Annotated in this window: 23 protein-coding genes; 13 read left to right on the top strand and 10 right to left on the bottom strand. The window is 63.6% G+C overall.

The genetic code is table 11. The features are described from left to right. Window positions 1-61: 61 nt before the first annotated feature. A complete protein-coding gene (locus LDJ84_RS08470) occupies window positions 62-676 on the top strand; it encodes a hypothetical protein (RefSeq protein ID WP_226046190.1) in 615 nt (204 codons plus the stop codon). A 338-nt stretch (window positions 677-1,014) separates the two neighbouring features. Here LDJ84_RS08470 and LDJ84_RS08475 read toward each other — a convergent pair whose 3' ends face one another. The 9 genes from LDJ84_RS08475 to LDJ84_RS08515 form a co-directional block, all read right to left on the bottom strand. Next, a complete protein-coding gene (locus LDJ84_RS08475) occupies window positions 1,015-1,563 on the bottom strand; it encodes a Lar family restriction alleviation protein (RefSeq protein WP_226046191.1) in 549 nt (182 codons plus the stop codon). Further along, window positions 1,560-2,105 (bottom strand): phosphohydrolase, encoded by a 546-nt coding sequence (locus LDJ84_RS08480; RefSeq protein WP_226046192.1) that lies wholly within the window; start codon window positions 2,103-2,105, stop codon window positions 1,560-1,562. Before LDJ84_RS08480 ends, LDJ84_RS08475 begins: the two co-directional genes overlap by 4 nt. Continuing rightward, window positions 2,102-2,800 (bottom strand): hypothetical protein, encoded by a 699-nt coding sequence (locus LDJ84_RS08485; protein ID WP_226046193.1) that lies wholly within the window; start codon window positions 2,798-2,800, stop codon window positions 2,102-2,104. The genes LDJ84_RS08480 and LDJ84_RS08485 overlap by 4 nt, the downstream gene beginning before the upstream one ends. A gap of 49 nt (window positions 2,801-2,849) precedes the next feature. Further along, window positions 2,850-3,170, bottom strand: coding sequence for a pyocin activator PrtN family protein (locus tag LDJ84_RS08490; RefSeq protein ID WP_226046194.1), 321 nt, complete (start codon window positions 3,168-3,170; stop codon window positions 2,850-2,852). After that, the gene (locus LDJ84_RS08495; RefSeq protein WP_226046195.1) at window positions 3,167-3,475 is read right to left on the bottom strand and encodes a hypothetical protein; all 309 of its coding nucleotides are present in this window, start codon (window positions 3,473-3,475) and stop codon (window positions 3,167-3,169) included. Before LDJ84_RS08495 ends, LDJ84_RS08490 begins: the two co-directional genes overlap by 4 nt. Further along, window positions 3,472-3,642, bottom strand: coding sequence for a hypothetical protein (locus LDJ84_RS08500; RefSeq protein WP_226046196.1), 171 nt, complete (start codon window positions 3,640-3,642; stop codon window positions 3,472-3,474). The genes LDJ84_RS08495 and LDJ84_RS08500 overlap by 4 nt, the downstream gene beginning before the upstream one ends. Next, window positions 3,632-3,925, bottom strand: a complete 294-nt coding sequence (locus LDJ84_RS08505) for a phage antirepressor KilAC domain-containing protein (protein WP_226046197.1) — start codon at window positions 3,923-3,925, stop codon at window positions 3,632-3,634. Before LDJ84_RS08505 ends, LDJ84_RS08500 begins: the two co-directional genes overlap by 11 nt. Before the next feature lie 10 nt (window positions 3,926-3,935). After that, complete coding sequence (locus LDJ84_RS08510; RefSeq protein ID WP_226046198.1) at window positions 3,936-4,538, bottom strand: hypothetical protein; 603 nt, start codon at window positions 4,536-4,538, stop codon at window positions 3,936-3,938. A gap of 230 nt (window positions 4,539-4,768) precedes the next feature. After that, window positions 4,769-5,575, bottom strand: a complete 807-nt coding sequence (locus LDJ84_RS08515) for an XRE family transcriptional regulator (RefSeq protein ID WP_226046199.1) — start codon at window positions 5,573-5,575, stop codon at window positions 4,769-4,771. A 111-nt stretch (window positions 5,576-5,686) separates the two neighbouring features. Between LDJ84_RS08515 and LDJ84_RS08520 the strand changes: the two genes are divergently transcribed. After that, complete coding sequence (locus tag LDJ84_RS08520) at window positions 5,687-5,956, top strand: transcriptional regulator (RefSeq protein WP_226046200.1); 270 nt, start codon at window positions 5,687-5,689, stop codon at window positions 5,954-5,956. Window positions 5,957-6,092: 136 nt separating this feature from the next. On the opposite strand, the gene LDJ84_RS08525 is transcribed toward LDJ84_RS08520, so the two are convergent. Beyond that, entirely contained in the window at window positions 6,093-6,347 is a 255-nt protein-coding gene (locus tag LDJ84_RS08525) for a hypothetical protein (protein WP_226046201.1), read from the bottom strand. Window positions 6,348-6,712: 365 nt separating this feature from the next. Here LDJ84_RS08525 and LDJ84_RS08530 point away from each other — a divergent pair, with 365 nt between their 5' ends. From LDJ84_RS08530 to LDJ84_RS08580, 11 genes are all read left to right on the top strand, one after another. Continuing rightward, window positions 6,713-7,249, top strand: a complete 537-nt coding sequence (locus tag LDJ84_RS08530; protein ID WP_226046202.1) for a phage regulatory CII family protein — start codon at window positions 6,713-6,715, stop codon at window positions 7,247-7,249. After that, window positions 7,242-7,457 (top strand): TraR/DksA family transcriptional regulator, encoded by a 216-nt coding sequence (locus LDJ84_RS08535; protein ID WP_226046203.1) that lies wholly within the window; start codon window positions 7,242-7,244, stop codon window positions 7,455-7,457. The genes LDJ84_RS08530 and LDJ84_RS08535 overlap by 8 nt, the downstream gene beginning before the upstream one ends. Further along, a complete protein-coding gene (locus tag LDJ84_RS08540; RefSeq protein ID WP_226046204.1) occupies window positions 7,450-9,681 on the top strand; it encodes a VapE domain-containing protein in 2,232 nt (743 codons plus the stop codon). Before LDJ84_RS08535 ends, LDJ84_RS08540 begins: the two co-directional genes overlap by 8 nt. Then, entirely contained in the window at window positions 9,678-10,046 is a 369-nt protein-coding gene (locus LDJ84_RS08545) for a hypothetical protein (RefSeq protein ID WP_226046205.1), read from the top strand. The genes LDJ84_RS08540 and LDJ84_RS08545 overlap by 4 nt, the downstream gene beginning before the upstream one ends. Before the next feature lie 532 nt (window positions 10,047-10,578). Then, window positions 10,579-10,953 (top strand): phage holin family protein, encoded by a 375-nt coding sequence (locus LDJ84_RS08550; RefSeq protein WP_318784718.1) that lies wholly within the window; start codon window positions 10,579-10,581, stop codon window positions 10,951-10,953. A gap of 173 nt (window positions 10,954-11,126) precedes the next feature. Next, the gene (locus LDJ84_RS08555; protein WP_226046206.1) at window positions 11,127-11,720 is read left to right on the top strand and encodes a terminase small subunit; all 594 of its coding nucleotides are present in this window, start codon (window positions 11,127-11,129) and stop codon (window positions 11,718-11,720) included. A 2-nt stretch (window positions 11,721-11,722) separates the two neighbouring features. Next, a complete protein-coding gene (locus tag LDJ84_RS08560; RefSeq protein ID WP_226046207.1) occupies window positions 11,723-13,744 on the top strand; it encodes a phage terminase large subunit family protein in 2,022 nt (673 codons plus the stop codon). Between the two features lie 11 nt (window positions 13,745-13,755). Next, on the top strand, window positions 13,756-13,980 hold the full coding sequence (locus tag LDJ84_RS08565) for a hypothetical protein (protein WP_226046208.1): 225 nt from the start codon (window positions 13,756-13,758) through the stop codon (window positions 13,978-13,980). Next, the gene (locus tag LDJ84_RS08570) at window positions 13,980-15,470 is read left to right on the top strand and encodes a phage portal protein (protein ID WP_226046209.1); all 1,491 of its coding nucleotides are present in this window, start codon (window positions 13,980-13,982) and stop codon (window positions 15,468-15,470) included. The genes LDJ84_RS08565 and LDJ84_RS08570 overlap by 1 nt, the downstream gene beginning before the upstream one ends. Next, window positions 15,467-16,651 (top strand): head maturation protease, ClpP-related, encoded by a 1,185-nt coding sequence (locus LDJ84_RS08575; RefSeq protein WP_226046210.1) that lies wholly within the window; start codon window positions 15,467-15,469, stop codon window positions 16,649-16,651. The genes LDJ84_RS08570 and LDJ84_RS08575 overlap by 4 nt, the downstream gene beginning before the upstream one ends. Beyond that, window positions 16,648-17,010 carry a head decoration protein gene (locus tag LDJ84_RS08580; RefSeq protein ID WP_226046211.1) on the top strand — a complete coding sequence of 121 codons (363 nt, stop codon included), beginning with the start codon at window positions 16,648-16,650 and terminating at the stop codon, window positions 17,008-17,010. The genes LDJ84_RS08575 and LDJ84_RS08580 overlap by 4 nt, the downstream gene beginning before the upstream one ends. Window positions 17,011-17,026 lie beyond the last annotated feature (16 nt).

Raw genomic sequence — 17,026 nt, forward strand, 5'->3', positions numbered from 1 at the left:
CCTGGACCGGCTGGCCCAACGCCTTCATGCTCCTACGACGACTGATGGCAAGGGGATGGCCATGCTGCCCGAAAAACTCACGATTAACCTGCGCCCGCGCAGCCTTCTGAAGTGGGTGCTCCTGTCGCCCCTGGTGATTCCGCTTGGCTGGTGGGTATGGACCTGGCCTTGGGGGAGCGAGAAGGCCTCTGGCTGGGCTCAGGCGGTTGGCTCGGTACTGGCGATAGTTGCCACTTACTTCGTTGCTACCAGAGAGCAGGCTGCCGTTCGGCTGAGGGTTGAGATTGATGAGGCCAATGCGGCTCGACTGGCTGAGTGTGCCGTCCACGAGGCGTGCTCGGCTGTCCGTGGGCTGATGCTCACGTTGGCTAAGGTTACTCCCGCCAGCGCGGTAAGCACTGCGCGGCTGCGAATGTCGAGCGAAACACTGCAGGGACTGTTGCAGCGTCCACTTCCAGCTCGAGCGGTTAATCCGGCTTTCGTGGTGCTCGGAGAGGTCGCCGAAGCTCTCAACGACGTAGAGCGCTGGGTTGCAGTCGAGTTCGACAACGATTGGAAGGATGTCATGCGGTGTAGAGCTGAGATCATTGCTGCCTGTCGACTGGCTATCGAATTGGAGCATGTGGAGTCGGCGAAGCGCGCTGGCATTCCCTCTACTCGGCGAATCGTTCAGTAGGGGCTTATACCCCTCGACAAGCTGCGCGTGCGGTGCGCTGTGGGAGCGAAGCGTTGCAGCATCTTCTGCGCCTTGGCGCACGCTTGTCGTGGGGTATGCGACCCCTGCGCGGGCTTTGGGCTTGGGTAGGAATATGCCTGCTGCTGCGCAGCAGAGGCTCTTTATGGCGCCACCCTCGGGCATCGAAGGGTGGCCTGCGAGACTCAGAGTCAGCAGGGCGCGACGTGCCAGGCCACCGCCGCGCTTTCGCGCGGCCGCAGCTTGGGTGCTCGGGGTGGCGGGTGCCAGGGCGCCGCCCTGGTCTTGTGCCGCTACGCGGCGAACCGGGTAGCGGCGGGTCATTCGCGGTTCTCCCTGCGCGGGTAGGTGGTCAATCCATCCGCTGCGCTGCTGTCGAACAGGTCGCGGTGTTTGGCGGTGCGATCAGTCCAGAGCTTGGCGGCCTCGACCTCGGCGGTCTGATAATCGGCCTCGTCGAAAATGACTTCCTCGTATTGCGGGCCTTGGGCGCCGCACTCATGGCAGAAGACATAGGCGTCGATGTCGACGCCGCCGCATCCGTAGGTGGCTTGCCGATAGACGGGACCGAGGGGCTCGAAGGTGCGTTGCACAGTGATTGCTGGTGGCCCCTCGCAGAACGGGCACGGGGGCAGCTCCCACGGCTCGATCTGCACAGGGCTCGGCCAGGGCAATGGCCCGCTGATCATGCGCGGGAAAAGGGCATATCCGAACAGGTTGAAGACGCGCATGGTGGCCACGGCGTGGAAGTGCTCGCCGGGCTTCACCTCCGTCATGGGGCAGACGATCACCAGGTGGTCGCCGTTGTCCTGCAGGGCGACCTCTTCGGTGAGGAGGCGCGGCAGGAGCAGGTCGAAGAGCTTTTTCATGCTGCAGCCCTCGCGCGGTGGGTGGTTGAGAGCAGATCCTGTAGGCGGGTGAAGTAGTGCTGCGCGGCTTCTTCGGCACTCCACGGACGGATCCGTGCCTGCATCGGCTGGGTGCCGGCGAGGCAGGCCCATTCGTCCTGGTGGTGTGGCATGACATCACGACGCTCGGTGGCCAGGGCAATCAGGTCGGCGTCGTGCACGCAGGGCGGCAGCTCAGTGTCGAGGTCGAAGCGGGCGCAGATCGCGTGCCAGATCCGCAGCTCAATCTGGCGGTATTCCGGCAACAGGGCCTTCAGCGGGCTGACCAGATCGCCCGCATAGGCCTCTGCTGCGTCGTGCAAGAGCGCGGCGAGCTGGTGCTCGGCGGGCACCAGGTCCGCGACGATGTAGCAGTGCTGCGCGACACTGTAGTGTGGGTTGGTGTGGCCGTTGAAACGGCACTGCCGGCCCAGGCTGTGGGCAATATCGGCGGGCTCCACCATGAGGGCGGTGGGTTCCAGCAAGTCGAAGCGGCGGCCCGTGCGGGTGAGGATCCAGGTCATGCTGCGGCCTCCAGGCTTACCTGATGGTTGCGCGCGGTTTCCTGGTCCTGCTGCTTGGCGTCGTGGAGCATGTCGCGGATATGGGGATAGCCGACATAGTTCGGGGCTAGCGGGAAGCGCAGCTCGCCGTGCTCTTCGTCTGCATGGACAGCGGCTGCAACGTCCAGCCAATCGATCAGCTCGGTATCCGGGTGGCGCCAGTCAGCGGCAGAGGCGCGAGCGTGGATTGCCGCCAGCTGCTGTTCGAGGACGTGTGCTCGGTTCACCTTGCTACTACCGGTCTTCCGGAATCGCGTGGCTTCAGCTGCGATCAGGCCGATGGCCTGATGGAGGTAGGGCAGGTCGGCGTCGGTTAGTACGCGCGGCTGCATTTTCTCGGCCGCGCCCTGGATAGCACCGCAGTAGTCGAGTGCATCGGCCAGTTGCTGGCGGGTCAGCTCATGTCCTTCCTTTGAGTAGGTCAGCGCGGCGGACATGTTGGTGAGTCGGGTGTTGAGCGTCCCGATATCGCCCTGAAGAGCGAGGAGGTGCTGCGACTGCTTTGCGAGCCCTGCCTGGTAGCCCCTGTCGAACTCGACCAGCTTGGCCTGCTTGAGGCCTTTGCGGAGGCCGCAGGTGTGTGCGGTGATGCACAGCAGGATCATCGGCAGCAGGATGCCCAGTACCAGGGCGGTGATCTGTTGGTTGGTCAGCATGGTGTGCTCCTAGTGGTGAAATTGCCGGTGGTGACGGCTTGGTGGTTTTTCAGTCTTCTTCGGATGTGCGACGTGCCAGGTCCTCGTCCGCGAGGTAGGCGCGCTGCTCGATGTAGGCCGCTAGATGGTGGGCCTCGACGTATTGCGGTGCCTTCGCGCTATCGCTCAGGGTGGTAACCGGGAGAGCGATGCTTCCCGCCTTGAGCGCCTTAGCGAAGTTGTCCTTGTTGAGGTTGCGGAAGTAGCGTTCGCGCAGCGCCTCCAGCGGGATCAGGATGTCACCGAAGGTGCGGTAGACGAGATCCACGGTTTCCCGCCGGGGCGCTGGCAGCAGGCGTAGCTCTGGCTGCTGGTCGGGGCGTTGGGTCATGCTGCCGCCCTATTGGCATCGCGCCAGGCCTTGGCACGCTCGCTGCCGGTGTACGGAGGCGCTCCATAGATCAGCTCCATCTGGCGTTCGTAGCGTGCGCTGCTGGCCAGTTCGCAGAGTGCTCTGTAGGCGGTGTCGTCGATGATGTCGGCAAACATGGCCAGCGCGATGGCGCCCCTTGCCCGGTCTGCCTCCGAATCGCTGGTGTGTTCGTAATTGGTGGTCCGCGCGGTGACGAGCAGGCTGCTAACCATCCGGACCAGTTCGGCCCGGACGGTCTGTTTGGTGGTCGGTTTGCGTTTCATGCCTTGCCTCCTTTCGGGTGGTTCCAGGCGATCTCTACGTGGGTTCGGACCAGGTCACGCCACTCGGCCGGTACGTTCTCCAGTGCTGCCTTGCGCTCTTCCTTCGAGCGCAAGGCGACGATCTGGCGGGCGTAGTGGCGGGGGCGTGGTCCCAGGTCAGCCGACATCGCGGCGATCCGGCACGGCCGGCGGCATTTCGCGTGGGATGCCTAGCTTCTCCCGCAACCATGCGATGCCGGCTGGGCGGATGCGGGTGGAGTAGCTGTACTGCGTGCCGAAGTCCGGGTGCTGCCAATTGCTCTCATGCTTGTAGATATGCAGTCGGTCGCGGAGCGGATTGGCAGGCAGGTTCTTGTCATCGAGCAAGCCGGCTTCGCGCATACGCTTGATCAGGACGGGGCGGGTCACGCCCAGCTCCTTCGCGGCTTCCTGAAGGTTTTTGTCGCGCATGAGCTGCCTCCTACGCTGCCGCCCGGACAGCCTTGGGGCGTCCGGCTGCTGCCAGGTGTTCGACGGACTCCATCAGCGCGCGGAAGCATTTCTCCGGCTGTTGGCGGAGCGTCCAGGCGGTAGTGCGCGGTTGCGACTCGCCCAGGGCGAGCAGGACGGTGATGCCCTGGGTGTTGTAGGTTCGATGGACGGCAACCTTCACCGGGTGCTCCAGGCCGACGTGTACGTCGAGGAAACCGCCCTTGCGCACCAGGTCGCGCAGCGCCTGCTGCTGGGCGGTATCCAGCAGAGGCTCCAGTTCGGGTAGGGCGGGGAGGGTGCGAGCCGGCGCCGGTTCGGCCGAGTCGATGCGGCCGTTGGCGATCGCTTCAATGAAGTCGGCCAGGGCTGCATCGCCACGCGGCTCGCGGTGGCTGATGGTGATGCGGTGACGTTCGCCGCCGATCTCGATCAGCACGGCCGCTTCGCCGGCGCCCTGTTCGACCTGCATGGTCAGTTGAAGGAAGCGGCGGCCGTAAGCGGAGCGGCAGGTGTGGTTGAACTTGCCGTTGAGCTGCAGCTGGGCTGCAAGGCTGCGGAGGGAGCTGTCAGAGAGAGTGAACAGGTTGCTCATGCCGCATCACCTCCGAATGGATTGGAGGGGGCGGACTTGGCGCCGCTCAGGCGTGGCTTGTTGGGGATGTAGCGGACGCCCATTGCCTGGGCGGCCCGGCGCAGTTCAAAGACCCGGTCAGGGGAGCACGATGGGAGGGCGTGCAGAGTTGCGGAAATAGACATGGTTGCCTCGCTCTGTGGTGGAGAGTCGAGGCAACTCTAACTTAGGTTTTAGGTTTTATCAATAACCTAGGGTGTAGCAATTGTGTTAGAGCACCTGGGGATTGGCGGGGCATTGAGCGGGCGTACTGTCGACCACCAAAAGACCCTGCCAAGGACCCGCATTTGTCTCTCAAGGTACTGGTCGAACGTGTAGTCCTCGCTTGGATACTCTTCGTCGTTGTAGCTGATCAGTCTGATTCCGCCGTCTCCCAGGCGCTCAAGAAACTTCACTCGCAGCTCCCCATCTTGTTCAACAGCATAGAGATGCCCGGCAAGGATTCGAGTCATCCCACGGTCAATGCCGATTGTGGTGCCGTGAAGAATCAAGGGCTCTTGGCTTTTACCCGTGACTGTTGCGCACATCGCATTTGATGGTGAGACCCCGCAAGCCCGTAGGGTGGCGTACGAGAATCTGAGCACTCTGCCCGGCTCGGCTTGAACGGCTGTGCGGCCGTGGCCTGCAGCAATCTCCATCTGCTTATACAGCGGCACCTCGACTTCATCGTCATCAAGGGGGGTGTTGCTGTCCCAGGGAGAGATTGGTTCCAGTGCCACAGTGGTGGAGTTGGCAGGCGAGCTGATCGGTCTATGCAGCACAGTGACAGATGCAGGCATCTCGCCGTTCTCCAGCCATGCGACGGAGATCCCCATTCCCCTGGCGATGGCTCCAGTTTTGCGACTCTCGCGCGTTTGTCCTTCAAGGATCTTAAAGATGGTTGTTTGTGAGCAGCCTGCGGCTTTCGCCACCGCTGGCTGGCTCATACCGAGCTGTTCCATCGCATAGCGAAGGCGGTCGGCGAGGGTGGGGAGTAGGTCTGGGGGTAAGTATTTCATGAGTCCATTCTAAGACCTAGGTTATAGGTTGGTTTTAACTTTTGGGTGTTGACCGATCTATTACGAAGGTTGTAGCCTGTGCTCGATGTTCTCCACCACAGAGCAACCACTATGACTTCCAACATATCTAATGCGGACCAATGCCGGCAGGCGCTGGAGAAGGTCCTGTCTCTCTGCAAGAGCAATCAATCCGAACTGGCTCGCCGTTGCGGGGTGAAACAGCCTCACGTCTGGAAATGGCTGCGTGCAGGTCGGGTTCCCGTTGAGCGCGTTCCTGATGTCGTCGCAGCTGTTGATGGCCAAGTGCAGGCCTGGGAGCTTCGGCCTGACCTTCCGCAGTTGTTCCCTCGACCTGATACCCACACTCAAGCCGCCGCTTGAAGGACCTGCCTATGTGCACCAAGCCCAACTGCGATGTCGAGGTTGCTCTTCGACAGCCCTACGCTCGCGAGACGGTCGTCAAGCAATGCTCTGAGTTGGACACCCGCATGGAATATGGGTGCGAGGGATTCTGCCGTCAGAAGGGGGTATTGCCTTCGCGCAGCAGTTTGGATTCGGCGCAGAGCTCTTCGAACACGCTCTGCAACAGCTCGGTACCACCAGCAGGGTGAAGAGCGTCGACGATGGACTTGGCGGTCTTGAGGCGCTCGTACGTATTGACCGCAGCGGCCACTTCCGACTCGGGCGTGCCTCTAGTGCTATTGAGACTTTCGATGCGGTGGTCGAATTGATCCCGCCAATCCAGATTACGCGGTTCGTTTTCACTGCTCATGTTGGCTCCAGCTCCATTGGGTAGGTGAAAGCGTGCAGGCCTTCGGGCCTGGTCCTTGCTCAGACACCACCTGAGCAAGGAGGGGGTTGCAAGGCAGACCGAAGGGAGCACACCACGTACACCACCTCGGCCTGCCTCGCTTCCCCGAACCAAGGCGCGGACGCCTTGGGTTGCCAGCTCTCCACCACAGAGTTGCTGGCTATATCGGCAGGGTTTGCAACGGATTGCGTGCCCTGCCTTGGGGGTGCGGGCGGCCTTTCCACCACAGAGCCGCCGCCCGCTTCATGACCACCTGTTGGTGACCACGCCGCAACTCTACCAAGGGTTATTGGCTCGGTCACTGGCAGACTTTTGGGGTTAATGCCATGAGCCGAGCACCGGCATCGTGTGTCGAGCGCGCCCAGCGCGAGATTCTTCCACTCAACCTGTCCCTCTACCATGCCGCCCGGGATTATCCCGGCGGCGCCAAGGCCATTGCGGCCATCTACGGTCGAAACCCGACCACCCTGCAGCACAAGCTGAGCCCCACCCACCCTAACCATCTGGTCGGTCCGGAGGAGATTGAGGAGATCGCTACTGCGACCCGCGACCCGCGGATCATTGATTCGCTGATCGAGGCCTTTGGCGATGCGGCCTGGGTTGACCTACGCGGTGTGGCTGAAGAGATCCGCCGCGAATGCGGGCAAGAGTTCGACTCCGCCGCCGCCATCCTGAAGGCGATCAGCGAGACCCTGCAGCGTCAGTCGCGGCTGACGCAGACCATTGCCGAGCACCTGGCCAATGATGGCCGCATCGATCAGCGCGAGCTGGCCGAGCAGAAGCTACTGCTGCGCCGCGTCCAGGGGGCGCTGCTGGCCCTGGAGCGCCTGCTGGAACAGGAAGCGGAGGTGGCGCATGGCTGACATTGCGGATCGTGCCAATGACCTGATGCTCGATAACCTGGAGGCTTTGCTGGCCGCGCGTCAGCCTGCCAAGGCTAGGCATTCGCTGGCCGAGTGCCTGGATTGTGGCGAGGAGATTCCTCCCGCCCGCCAATTGGCGGCTCCCGGCTGCACGCTGTGCACCTGGTGTCAGTCGCTGTCCGAGCAGCGGGGGCGTGCCAATGGTTGACCAGGGACTGGACGAAGTTCTCGCACAACTGCACGACTATGGGCTGGAGCCCTTCAGCAAGCGCAATCCCACCTGGGTGTACGGCAAGCTGACCCGCTGCAAGACTGCTGTCGATGGAGTGGGGGAGCAGACGGGCTGGTACGTGCTGCACCCGTACACCACGGAGAAGGGCGTTACCCTGTACTTCGGCGCGTTCGGCGACTGGCGTTCGGGCGAGTCGCAGAAGCTCAAGATCAAGGGAACTCGGCTGACCAGCGAAGAGCGCGAGCTGATGCGTGCCCGGCAGGAAGACGCCAAGCGTCGCGCGGCTGAAAACGCCGAGAAGGCCGCGCGAAAAGCCGCGCGCCGTGCCTCCGCCATGTGGGAGCGCCTGCCCGACAAGGGTCGCAGCCCGTACCTAGACCGCAAGCAGATCGTCGGTATCAACGTCCGGTATGGCCGCAAGGGCGAGGTGTTGGTGCCGATGAAGACCGCGAAGGCTGGCGTCGTCGGCCTGCAGGTCATTCACCCCGAACGCCAGGCCGACACCGGCCGGGACAAACAGTACTGGCCCTTCGGCATGCAGAAGGATGGAGCCTACTGCATGGTCGGCCCGCATCCCGAGCCGGGTGAGCCGATCCTGATTGCTGAAGGGTATGCGACGGGCGTCAGCCTGCACATGGCGACTTCGCTGACCGTATGCGTGGCCTTCGACGCCGGCAACCTGCTGCCCGTCGGCAAGGCTATGCGCGACGAGTATCCGGGGCGGCCGCTGATCTTCTGCGCCGACGATGACTGGAAGACGACCAAGCCCGACAAGGTGACGCCGTGGAACCCCGGTGTGGAGAAGGCTGAGAATGCCTCGGTGATCCTCGGCGGGCAGTTCGTGGTGCCGGTGTTCGATGGGGGCCGAGAGGATAAGTGGACCGACTGGAACGACCTCCATGTGTCCGAGGGGCTGGACGCGGTTCGCCGCCAGGTGATGGCGGTGGTGAAGCCGGCGGCCGATGAAGGCTGGCGGTTGTTGCTGCGCCGCACGCAGAACGGCGGCCTGTCCGGGCACATGATCAACGTGAGTCTGATTCTCGGCAACGATGAGCGCTGGGACGGGGTGCTGGGGTTCGACCAATTCAGCAGCAAGACCGTGAAGCTGCGGACGCCTCCCTATGGCGGCGAGCCCGGCGAGTGGACCGACCTCGATGACATGCTGACCACCGAATGGCTCGCGCAGCAGTACAACCTGCTGGCGAAGACGGGCACGGTGCTTGAAGGGGTGAGCGTCACGGCGAGCAAGAACAGCTTCCACCCCGTTCGCCGGTACCTGGACGGCCTGGCCTGGGATCACACCCCGCGCCTGGATTCGTGGTTGCACCTGATCATGGGCGTGCCGCTGACGCCCTACAGCATGAAGGTTGCCAAGCGCTGGATGCTTGGGGCGGTCGCGCGGGTGATGAAACCCGGGGCGAAGGTCGACAACGTCATCATCTTCGAGGGCTTGCAGGGGGAGGGCAAGTCCACGGCGCTCTCGGTCCTGGGCGGTGAGTGGTTCATGGACACGCCCTTCACCCTGGGTGACAAAGAGGCCTACCAGATGATCCGCGGCAAGTGGATCGTCGAGCTGGGCGAGCTGGATGCTTTCAACAAGGCGGACAGTACCAAGGCGAAACAGTTCTTCTCGGCCTCGACGGACACTTTCCGCGAGAGCTATGGGCGGCGCTCGGCCGACGTGCCACGTCAGTGCGTGTTCGCCGGTACCACCAACCAGGAAGAGTACCTGAAGGACACCACCGGCAACCGCCGTTACTGGCCGGTGATGTGTACCAAGGTCGAGCTGGAGGCGCTGCGCGAGATCCGCGACCAGCTCTGGGCGGAAGCGGTGTTCTGCTATCACGCCGGGGATATCTGGTGGGTGACGCGCGAGGAGCGGGAGCTGTTCGAAGTGGAGCAGGACGCGCGTTACACCGTCGACGCCTGGGAATACAAGATCCTGCCGTTCTTGGAGGACTACGTGGGCGAGACGGTGACTAGTGACCAGATCCTGGGGCAGGCGCTGAATCTGGATTACGGGCACTGGGGGAAGCCCGAACAGATGCGCGTGGGCCACATCATGCATCGACTGGGCTGGCGGCGTAAGCGCCTCAATTCGTCAGGTAAGTCGAACATCCGGCCCTGGGGTTACGAGAGACCGAATTCATGGCGCCGTTCGCCGCAGGCTGTCGTCGGGGAAAGGGAGAGCGCATTTTGATCAAGGCCGTCGATGAGATTCTGAAGCTTTGGGCAGCGGAGTTACATCCGCCGAATAATTCGACAGTTGAAGTTGGCGGCGGCCAGAGTATGATCGCAGCCCTGATGGCGACCAAAGGGGAGTTAATACGCTCTTCCCGCAGGGGAAGTTGTCCCTGGGATCGCACTGCTGATATTGAGTTGATCGTGAACAAGCATCTTCCACCTGACTTGGAACACTTGGTGAGAGTGCACTACACCGACTATGACAGTCCGGATTCGATGAAGTGGGAGTCCTGCCGCTGTAGCAGGCCCCAGTATTACCGGCGCCTGAACTTGGCGCATGCGGCCATCGCCGAACTGTTGATCTCCCGGAGAGCGGCCTGACGGGCCGCGCCTCCGCATGCCAGGCGCCGCACCGGGCGCCTGGTCTCCTCTGCTCCTTTCTCGTCCCACTGTCCCACTTAAATCAATGATTTCCACCTATGTATGCGTACATGTGTTCGCGCTCGCGCGCACGCCTCTTCTTTTTATTTTTTATTTTCACGCGCATATATATGGAAAAAGGTGGGACAGGTGGGCCAAGACAAAGAGCATTGAATGCCGAGTTGAGATATTCCCGTTTTTCGCCGATATATTTCCTGCACGTTAACCACATATTGCCGTGTGGCGTTAAGTTTCACTTGCTGCCATGAGAATTCATGTGTAAAAAGTCCGCATGCTGTTTGAAGTGCGTGAGCGATAAGCAACTTTCAACAGCCCCCGAAACCCGGCCCTGTGCCGGGTTTTGCGTTTCTGGTGCCGTGGGTTCCCCGCCCAGGTCAGCGGTGCCATGCCGGTGATTACCGGCGCCTATTCCCGGCAGGCTGATCGCCGCCGGCTCTGCCCCGCAGTGGGGCGTCTTCTTCGAGGTGGCGAGATGCCGAACGAACAGCAGGCCCTGGCTGAGATGCCGGTGTGGTTCCTGATCCTGCTCGCAGCTGCGGGTGGCGTCAGCGGTGAGATGTGGCGCGCGGACAAGGCTGGATTGACTGGCTGGGTCCTGCTGCGGCGCTTGGCCCTGCGCTCGGGTGCTTCGGTGATCTGCGGTGTGGCAGTGATGCTGCTGGCCCAGGCGGCCGGAGCACCGATCCTGGTGGCCGGTGCGTTGGGCAGCCTGACTGCCGCTGCCGGTGCGGAAGTGGCGGTCGGGTTGTACGAGCGCTGGGCGGCGAAGCGGCTGGGCGTCTGCGAGGTGCCACCGGGCGGAGCGGGGCGGGTCGAACCCGACTCCGGCGAAACCGCCGGGCAGTGATGCGGACCAGGTACCCCGCCCCCTCCCCTCAGATACCGGGGGCCCCTAGGGGGATGGCTGGGGTACGGGTACGCGGACTCGCGATTTCGCGCTAGCGGCTGGTCCCGGAAGTTAGTTAACAGGGGTTAACCGGGTTAACCCCAGTGGTTCACTGCGGTTAACAGGTGTTTCCCATGGCGTTGATGACCAAGGCTGAGTACGCGGACAGCCGCGGCTGGTCGCGCCCCTACGTATCCAAGCTGGTGAAGCTGGGCCGGATCGTCGTCACCCCTGACGGCAAGGTCGATGCGGAGGCCAGCGACCAGCTGCTGTCGGCCACCGCTGACCCCAGCAAGGCCGGAGTCGCCGAGCGACACCACCAGGACCGGCTGGAGAAGGGCGTGTACGCCCATCTGTCGCACGCAGCCGAGCCCAGCCCGGCATTGCCTTCGTCGTCGTTGGCACCTGGTGCAACGCCGGATTACCAGAAGGCGCGCGCGCGCCGCGAGTTCGCGCTGGCCCTGCTGGCTGAAGACGAGCACCGGAAGGTTCGCGGTGAGACGTGCGAACGCGCCGGGGTCGATTCTGGCGCGTTCACCGCTGCGCGAGCGCTGCGTGACCTGCTGTTCGGCATCCCGCCGAAGCTGTCGGGCGAGCTCGTCACGCTGACCGACGCGTGGGAAATCGAGCGCCGTCTGACCCAGGCGCTGCGCCGGGCTCTGGAAGATGCTGACCGCCTGCTGCAGCTCGACGCGGAGATCGATGAGGGCGATAAGGAGCCAATCTGACCATGGAGCAACCGTATGCCGATGGTGCCGCTGTGTACCTGGCGGCATACCGCAGGGGACTGAAGCCGGACCCTGAGCTGTGGATCGACGAGTGGGCCGACAAGTACCAGGTGATTCCGAAGGACACCGGGGCGGCTGAGCCGGGGAAGTACCACACCGACCGGACGCCATACGCCCGTGAGCCTCAACGCTGCCTGTCGCCGATGCATCCGGCCAAGCGCGTGGTCACCATGATCGCTTCGCAGCTGATGAAGACTCAGGTGGCGTTGAACTGGATCGGTGGCTGCATCCACATGGCGCCGGCCAACATCCTCGTGCTGTTACCCACCGAGAAGTTGAGCAAGCGGGTCTCGGGCCGGATCGACAAGACGATCAAGGCCGTCCCGGTGCTCGCCGAACGGGTCGCGAAGTCCCGCTCACGCGATGCTCGCAATACCCTGGACACGAAAGAGTTCGAGGGTGGCGCCCTGTACTGCGCCACGGCTGGTTCGGCTTCGAACCTGGCGGAGCTGACCGCTCGCTGGATCTATGGCGATGAGGTCGACCGCTGGGAGATGGACGTCGACGATGACGGCGATCCGATCAAGCAGGCCGAAGCGCGCGGGTCCACCTTCGGCAGGCGTGCGAAGTTCTACTACTCCAGCTCGCCCACGCTGAAGGGAGTGTCGCGGATCTCGGACCTGTTTGAGCAGGGGGATCAGCGTCACTACTACGTGCCATGCCCGCACTGCAGGACGATGCAGGTGCTGGAGTGGGAGGGCTTGAAGTACGGCCCCGACTACAAGTTGGTGCAGTACCTGTGCTGCAACCCTGACTGCGGTGCGCTGATCGAAGAGCACCACAAGGGATGGATGCTGGCCAATGGCGAGTGGCGGACGCATGCGGAGGGCGATGGCGAAACCGCCAGCTTCACGCTCAGTGCGCTCTACGCTCCGGCAGGTTGGCTGAGCTGGACAGACATGGCCAAGGAGTACGACGAGGCCAGGAAGCTGCAGGAAAAGGGCGATGTCGGTTCCATGCAGGTGTTCTACAACACCCGCTTGGCCAAGCTGTGGGACAGCTCCGAGGAGATGACCAAGGCGAAGGAGCTGCAGAAGCGTGCGCTCGCCGAGGGGTTGCCGCTTGGATTGGTTCCGGCTGGTGCGTTGATCCTGACGGCTGCGGTGGACACCCAGCACAATCGCCTGGAGTTGCTGGTGATGGGCTGGGGCCCCGGCATGGAGCGCTGGACTGTCGATTTTCAGATCATCGCTGGTGACCCCGCTGAAGAGCGCACCTGGGCGCTGCTCGATGAGCGGCTCAAGACGCGGTATCGCCACGTGAGCGGCGTCGATATGTCGATCTGCGCGACCTGTATCGACTCCGGCGGCCACCATACCGACGAGGTCTACCAGTTCACCCGCCTGCGCCGCTGGCGCAATGTGCTGGCGGTGAAGGGCTCCAGCCGGCGCGGCCGGCCAGTCCTGGCACAGCGTCCCTCCAAGGTGGATGTCACCTGGAAGGGCAGCACCGAGAAGGACGGCGCCGAGCTGTGGATGATCGGCACCGACACGGCCAAGGACTGGATCTACAACCGCTACCAGCTGGAGGACGGCCCCGGCGCCTTGCACTTCTCGCAGGATTTGCCGGATGACTTCTTCGACCAGTGCGTGGCGGAGCATCGGGTCGTTCGCTACGTGAAGGGTTTTCGCCGGGTCGAGTGGGTGAAGGCCAAGTCGGAGCGCAACGAGGCGCTCGACCTGATGGTTTACAACCTCGCCGCCGCGCAGTTCCTCGGTCTGCACCGCTACCACGAACCGCAATGGAGTGCCCTACGCGCTGCCGTGGCGCAGGGCAGCCTGTTCTCCGAACCGGCCCGCCCTGTAGCAGATACACCGGAAACGGTTGACCAGGTGATGCAGCAGGCTCGGCCTGCCGCATCGGCCAGAACCCAGCCGTCGCCCGCACCTGCGCGGCCAGCAACACCTCAACCCCAGCCCAGTGGGCGCCGTACCTCGCGCAGCGGGTACCTGAACCGTCGATAAGTGAGGTCAACATGAGCACTGCACAGCAGCGTCTGGACGATGTCCGGGCGGCGATCAAGGCTGTCCTCGAAACGGGGCAGTCGATCCGCTTCGAGGGCCGCCAGGTGGACCGTGCCCAGTTGGCCAGCCTGCGGATACTGGAAGACCAATACGCGGCGCAGGCCGCCCAGGAAGCCGCGCAGACTAGCCGCCGCTCGCGCGTGGTGCGTCTCTACCACGCCGGCAAGGGGGTCTGATGGCCAGTCGCTTTCCACATCTGAGCCGCGCAGGGTTCCTTCTGCCGGATCGGATCAAGAACAGCTACGAGGGCGCCGGTACGGGGCGGCGGGCAGCCAACTGGGACGCGCCGCCGGGATCGATCAATACCCTGGCTTTGCCGGCTTTGCCAATGCTGCGCAAGCGCTCCCGCGCTGCGGTGCGCAACGACCCGTACGCGGGCGGCGCCATCGATACCCGGGTCAGCAACTTGATCGGTACCGGCATAGTTCCGATGCCGGACACCCAGGACAGAACGCTGCGTCGTGCGCTGCTGCTCCTGTGGGAAGACTGGGCGAGCGAGTCGGACGCCGATGAGCGTACCGACCTCTACGGCCAGCAAGCCCTGGCGGCTCGTATGGTCGAGGAGTCGGGCGAGTGCTTCATCCGGCTCCGGCCCCGGCGCCTGGAGGATGGTCTGGCGGTGCCGCTGCAACTGCAGCTGCTCGCGCCTGAGTTCGTTCCTGTGGAGAAGAACGAGTTGGCGCGCAACGGCAACTTGATCCGCGCGGGCATCGAGTTCAACGGCTTGGGGAAACGGGTGGCGTACTGGATGTATCGCCGCCACCCCGGCGACAGCACGCTGACCGGCAGCGGCTATAACCAGTTGGTGCGCGTACCTGCGAGCGAGGTGCTGCACATCTTCGAACCGCTGGAGGCCGGGCAGTTGCGCGGTGTTCCACGGCTGTCGCGTGTCCTTCTGCGGCTCAAGTCGCTGGACAACTATGACGACGCGGTGCTGTTCCGCCAGGAAGTCTCCAACCTGTTCGCGGGGTTCATCACACGGCAGGAACAGCAACAGTCCGGACCACCGGTAATGGATCCGGTTACCGGCGCCCCTGTGCGAATGGACGGGGATGGCTTCACGCCCATGGTCGGGTTGGAGCCCGGCACCATGCAGGAACTGCTGCCAGGTGAATCGGTGGAGTTCACCGACCCTCCTGACGCCGGCAACACCTACCCCGATTTCATGCGGCAGCAGTTACAGGCCGCTGCGATGGGGGCTGGCGTTCCATACGAGCTGTTTGCCGGTGATCTACGCGACGTCAATGACCGGGTGATCCGCGTCGTGCTCAACGAGTTCCGCCGTCGCTTGGAGCAGCTGCAGTTCAGCGTATACATCCACCAGCTTTGTCGCCCCGTACGGGCGGCTTGGCTGGATATGGCCTTCCTGTCGGGGGCTATCGAGCTGCCGGACTACGCCCGGCGCCGCCGGGAATACCTGCGCACCCGTTGGGTTCCGCAGGGCTGGGAATACATCCATCCGGTGCAGGACGTCCAGGGCAAGGTCATGGAGATCAACGCGGGGCTTACCTCGCGCAGCGAAGTGGTGCTGCGCAAGGGCTACGACGCCGAGACCATCGACGAACAGAACGCAGCCGACCAGACCCGAGCAAAGGAGATGGGGCTGCACTACAGCATCGGCGATGCAGGTGCATCGACCGATAAGGAAGAGGGCAATAACCCATGATTGGAATCACCAAGCTGCGCGCCTGGGCGCTCTCGCTCGGCCTGCAGATCTTCAACAAGGTGCCGACGGCGCCCGAGGTGAAAGACAAGCACTGGTACAACATCAAGGCTGCTGCGGAGGATTCCGCCACGCCGACCATCGAAGTCTACGTCTACGGCGAAATCGGTGGCTGGGGGATCACCGCCAACCAGTTCATCCAGGACCTGAAGGCCGTCGATGACGGCACCTCCGAGGTGTTGGTGGCCTTCAACACCATCGGTGGCGATCTGTTCGAAGGGCTGGCCATCCACAACGCCCTCAACCGCCTGGGTGAGCGTTGTACGGCGCGCGTGGATGCCTTGGCCGCCAGCGCCGGCAGTGTGGCGGCCTGTGGTGCCCACCGCCTCGTCATGGCTTCCAACGCCATGCTGATGATCCACAACCCCTGGACCTGGGCCGGCGGCGATGCCGACGACTTCCGCAAGGTGGCCGACGTGCTGGACCAGACGCTGGAGGCCATCGTCGCCTCGTACAAGCGCAAGGCACCGGACATCGACGACGCCGAGCTGCGGCAACTGATCAAGGACGAAACCTGGCTGACGGCCAGCGAGGCCAAGGCACTCGGCCTCTGCGACGAAATTCTCGAAGGCGTGACGGTCAAGGCTCAGCTGGGCGATGGCGGAGCGCTGCGGCGCTATCACCGCGCGCCCCTGGCGCTGCTGGCTCAGCTCGAAGAGCAGTCGCCGCCGAGCACGCCGCCGGAACCGGCGGATGCTCCGCCCGCACCGACCAATCAACCCTCTGCCGGCGCGCTGGTAAACCGCATTGTTCGCGGCTGTGCAGATGCAGGAATCAGCAACCTGGTGGAGGCCATATCCATGTCGGCGGACCTGAAAGATGACGCGAGCGTCGATGCCGCGATCATCCGCGCCAAGGCTGTGCGCGACCTGTGTGTCAGCGCTCGTCTGCCCGAACTCGCCGTGGACTATGTGAAGGCGGGGCTCGGTGTCGAAGCTGTTCGCGCCCGCCTGTTCGACAAGCTGGTGGGCAATGGCTTCGGCGAAATCAACAACACCCCGCCGTTGGAGCCCGAGGCGCCTCCGCCGGCAAAGCCCAGAGCAGCGAGCCCGGCCAAGACCTACGCGGCCCGCCGCGCGGCCAGCACTGGTAAATCCAAGGCTTCGAAAGGAGAAGCGCAATGACCATCAAGAAAGAAGGCATCCATGCCGGCGAGTTCCTCCTTTCGGAGGGCGCCGGCTCCATCTCGCGTGATCAGGTGACTCTGGCGGCCACCGCTGTGGCGCTGCCGGCCGGCCAGGTGCTGGGCATCGTCACTGCCAGTGGTCTGTACGCACCGTACAACGATGCTGCCAACGACGGTACCGAGGTTGCGGTCGCGATCCTCTACGCGCCCAAGCCGGCCTCCGCCGCGCCGCAGGCCGCCACTGTAGTGGCGCGCTTGGCCGAGGTTATCGACGTGGCCCTGGCGGGGCTGAACGATGCGGCCCGTGCTGACTTCAAGGCTCGCAACATCATCATCCGTGCCGGCACGCCGTACTGATCGGCGCCGCTGACTG

It is taken from the genome of Pseudomonas sp. HS-18 (genome assembly GCF_020401845.1).
GTDB classification, from domain to species: Bacteria; Pseudomonadota; Gammaproteobacteria; order Pseudomonadales; family Pseudomonadaceae; genus Pseudomonas; species Pseudomonas nitroreducens.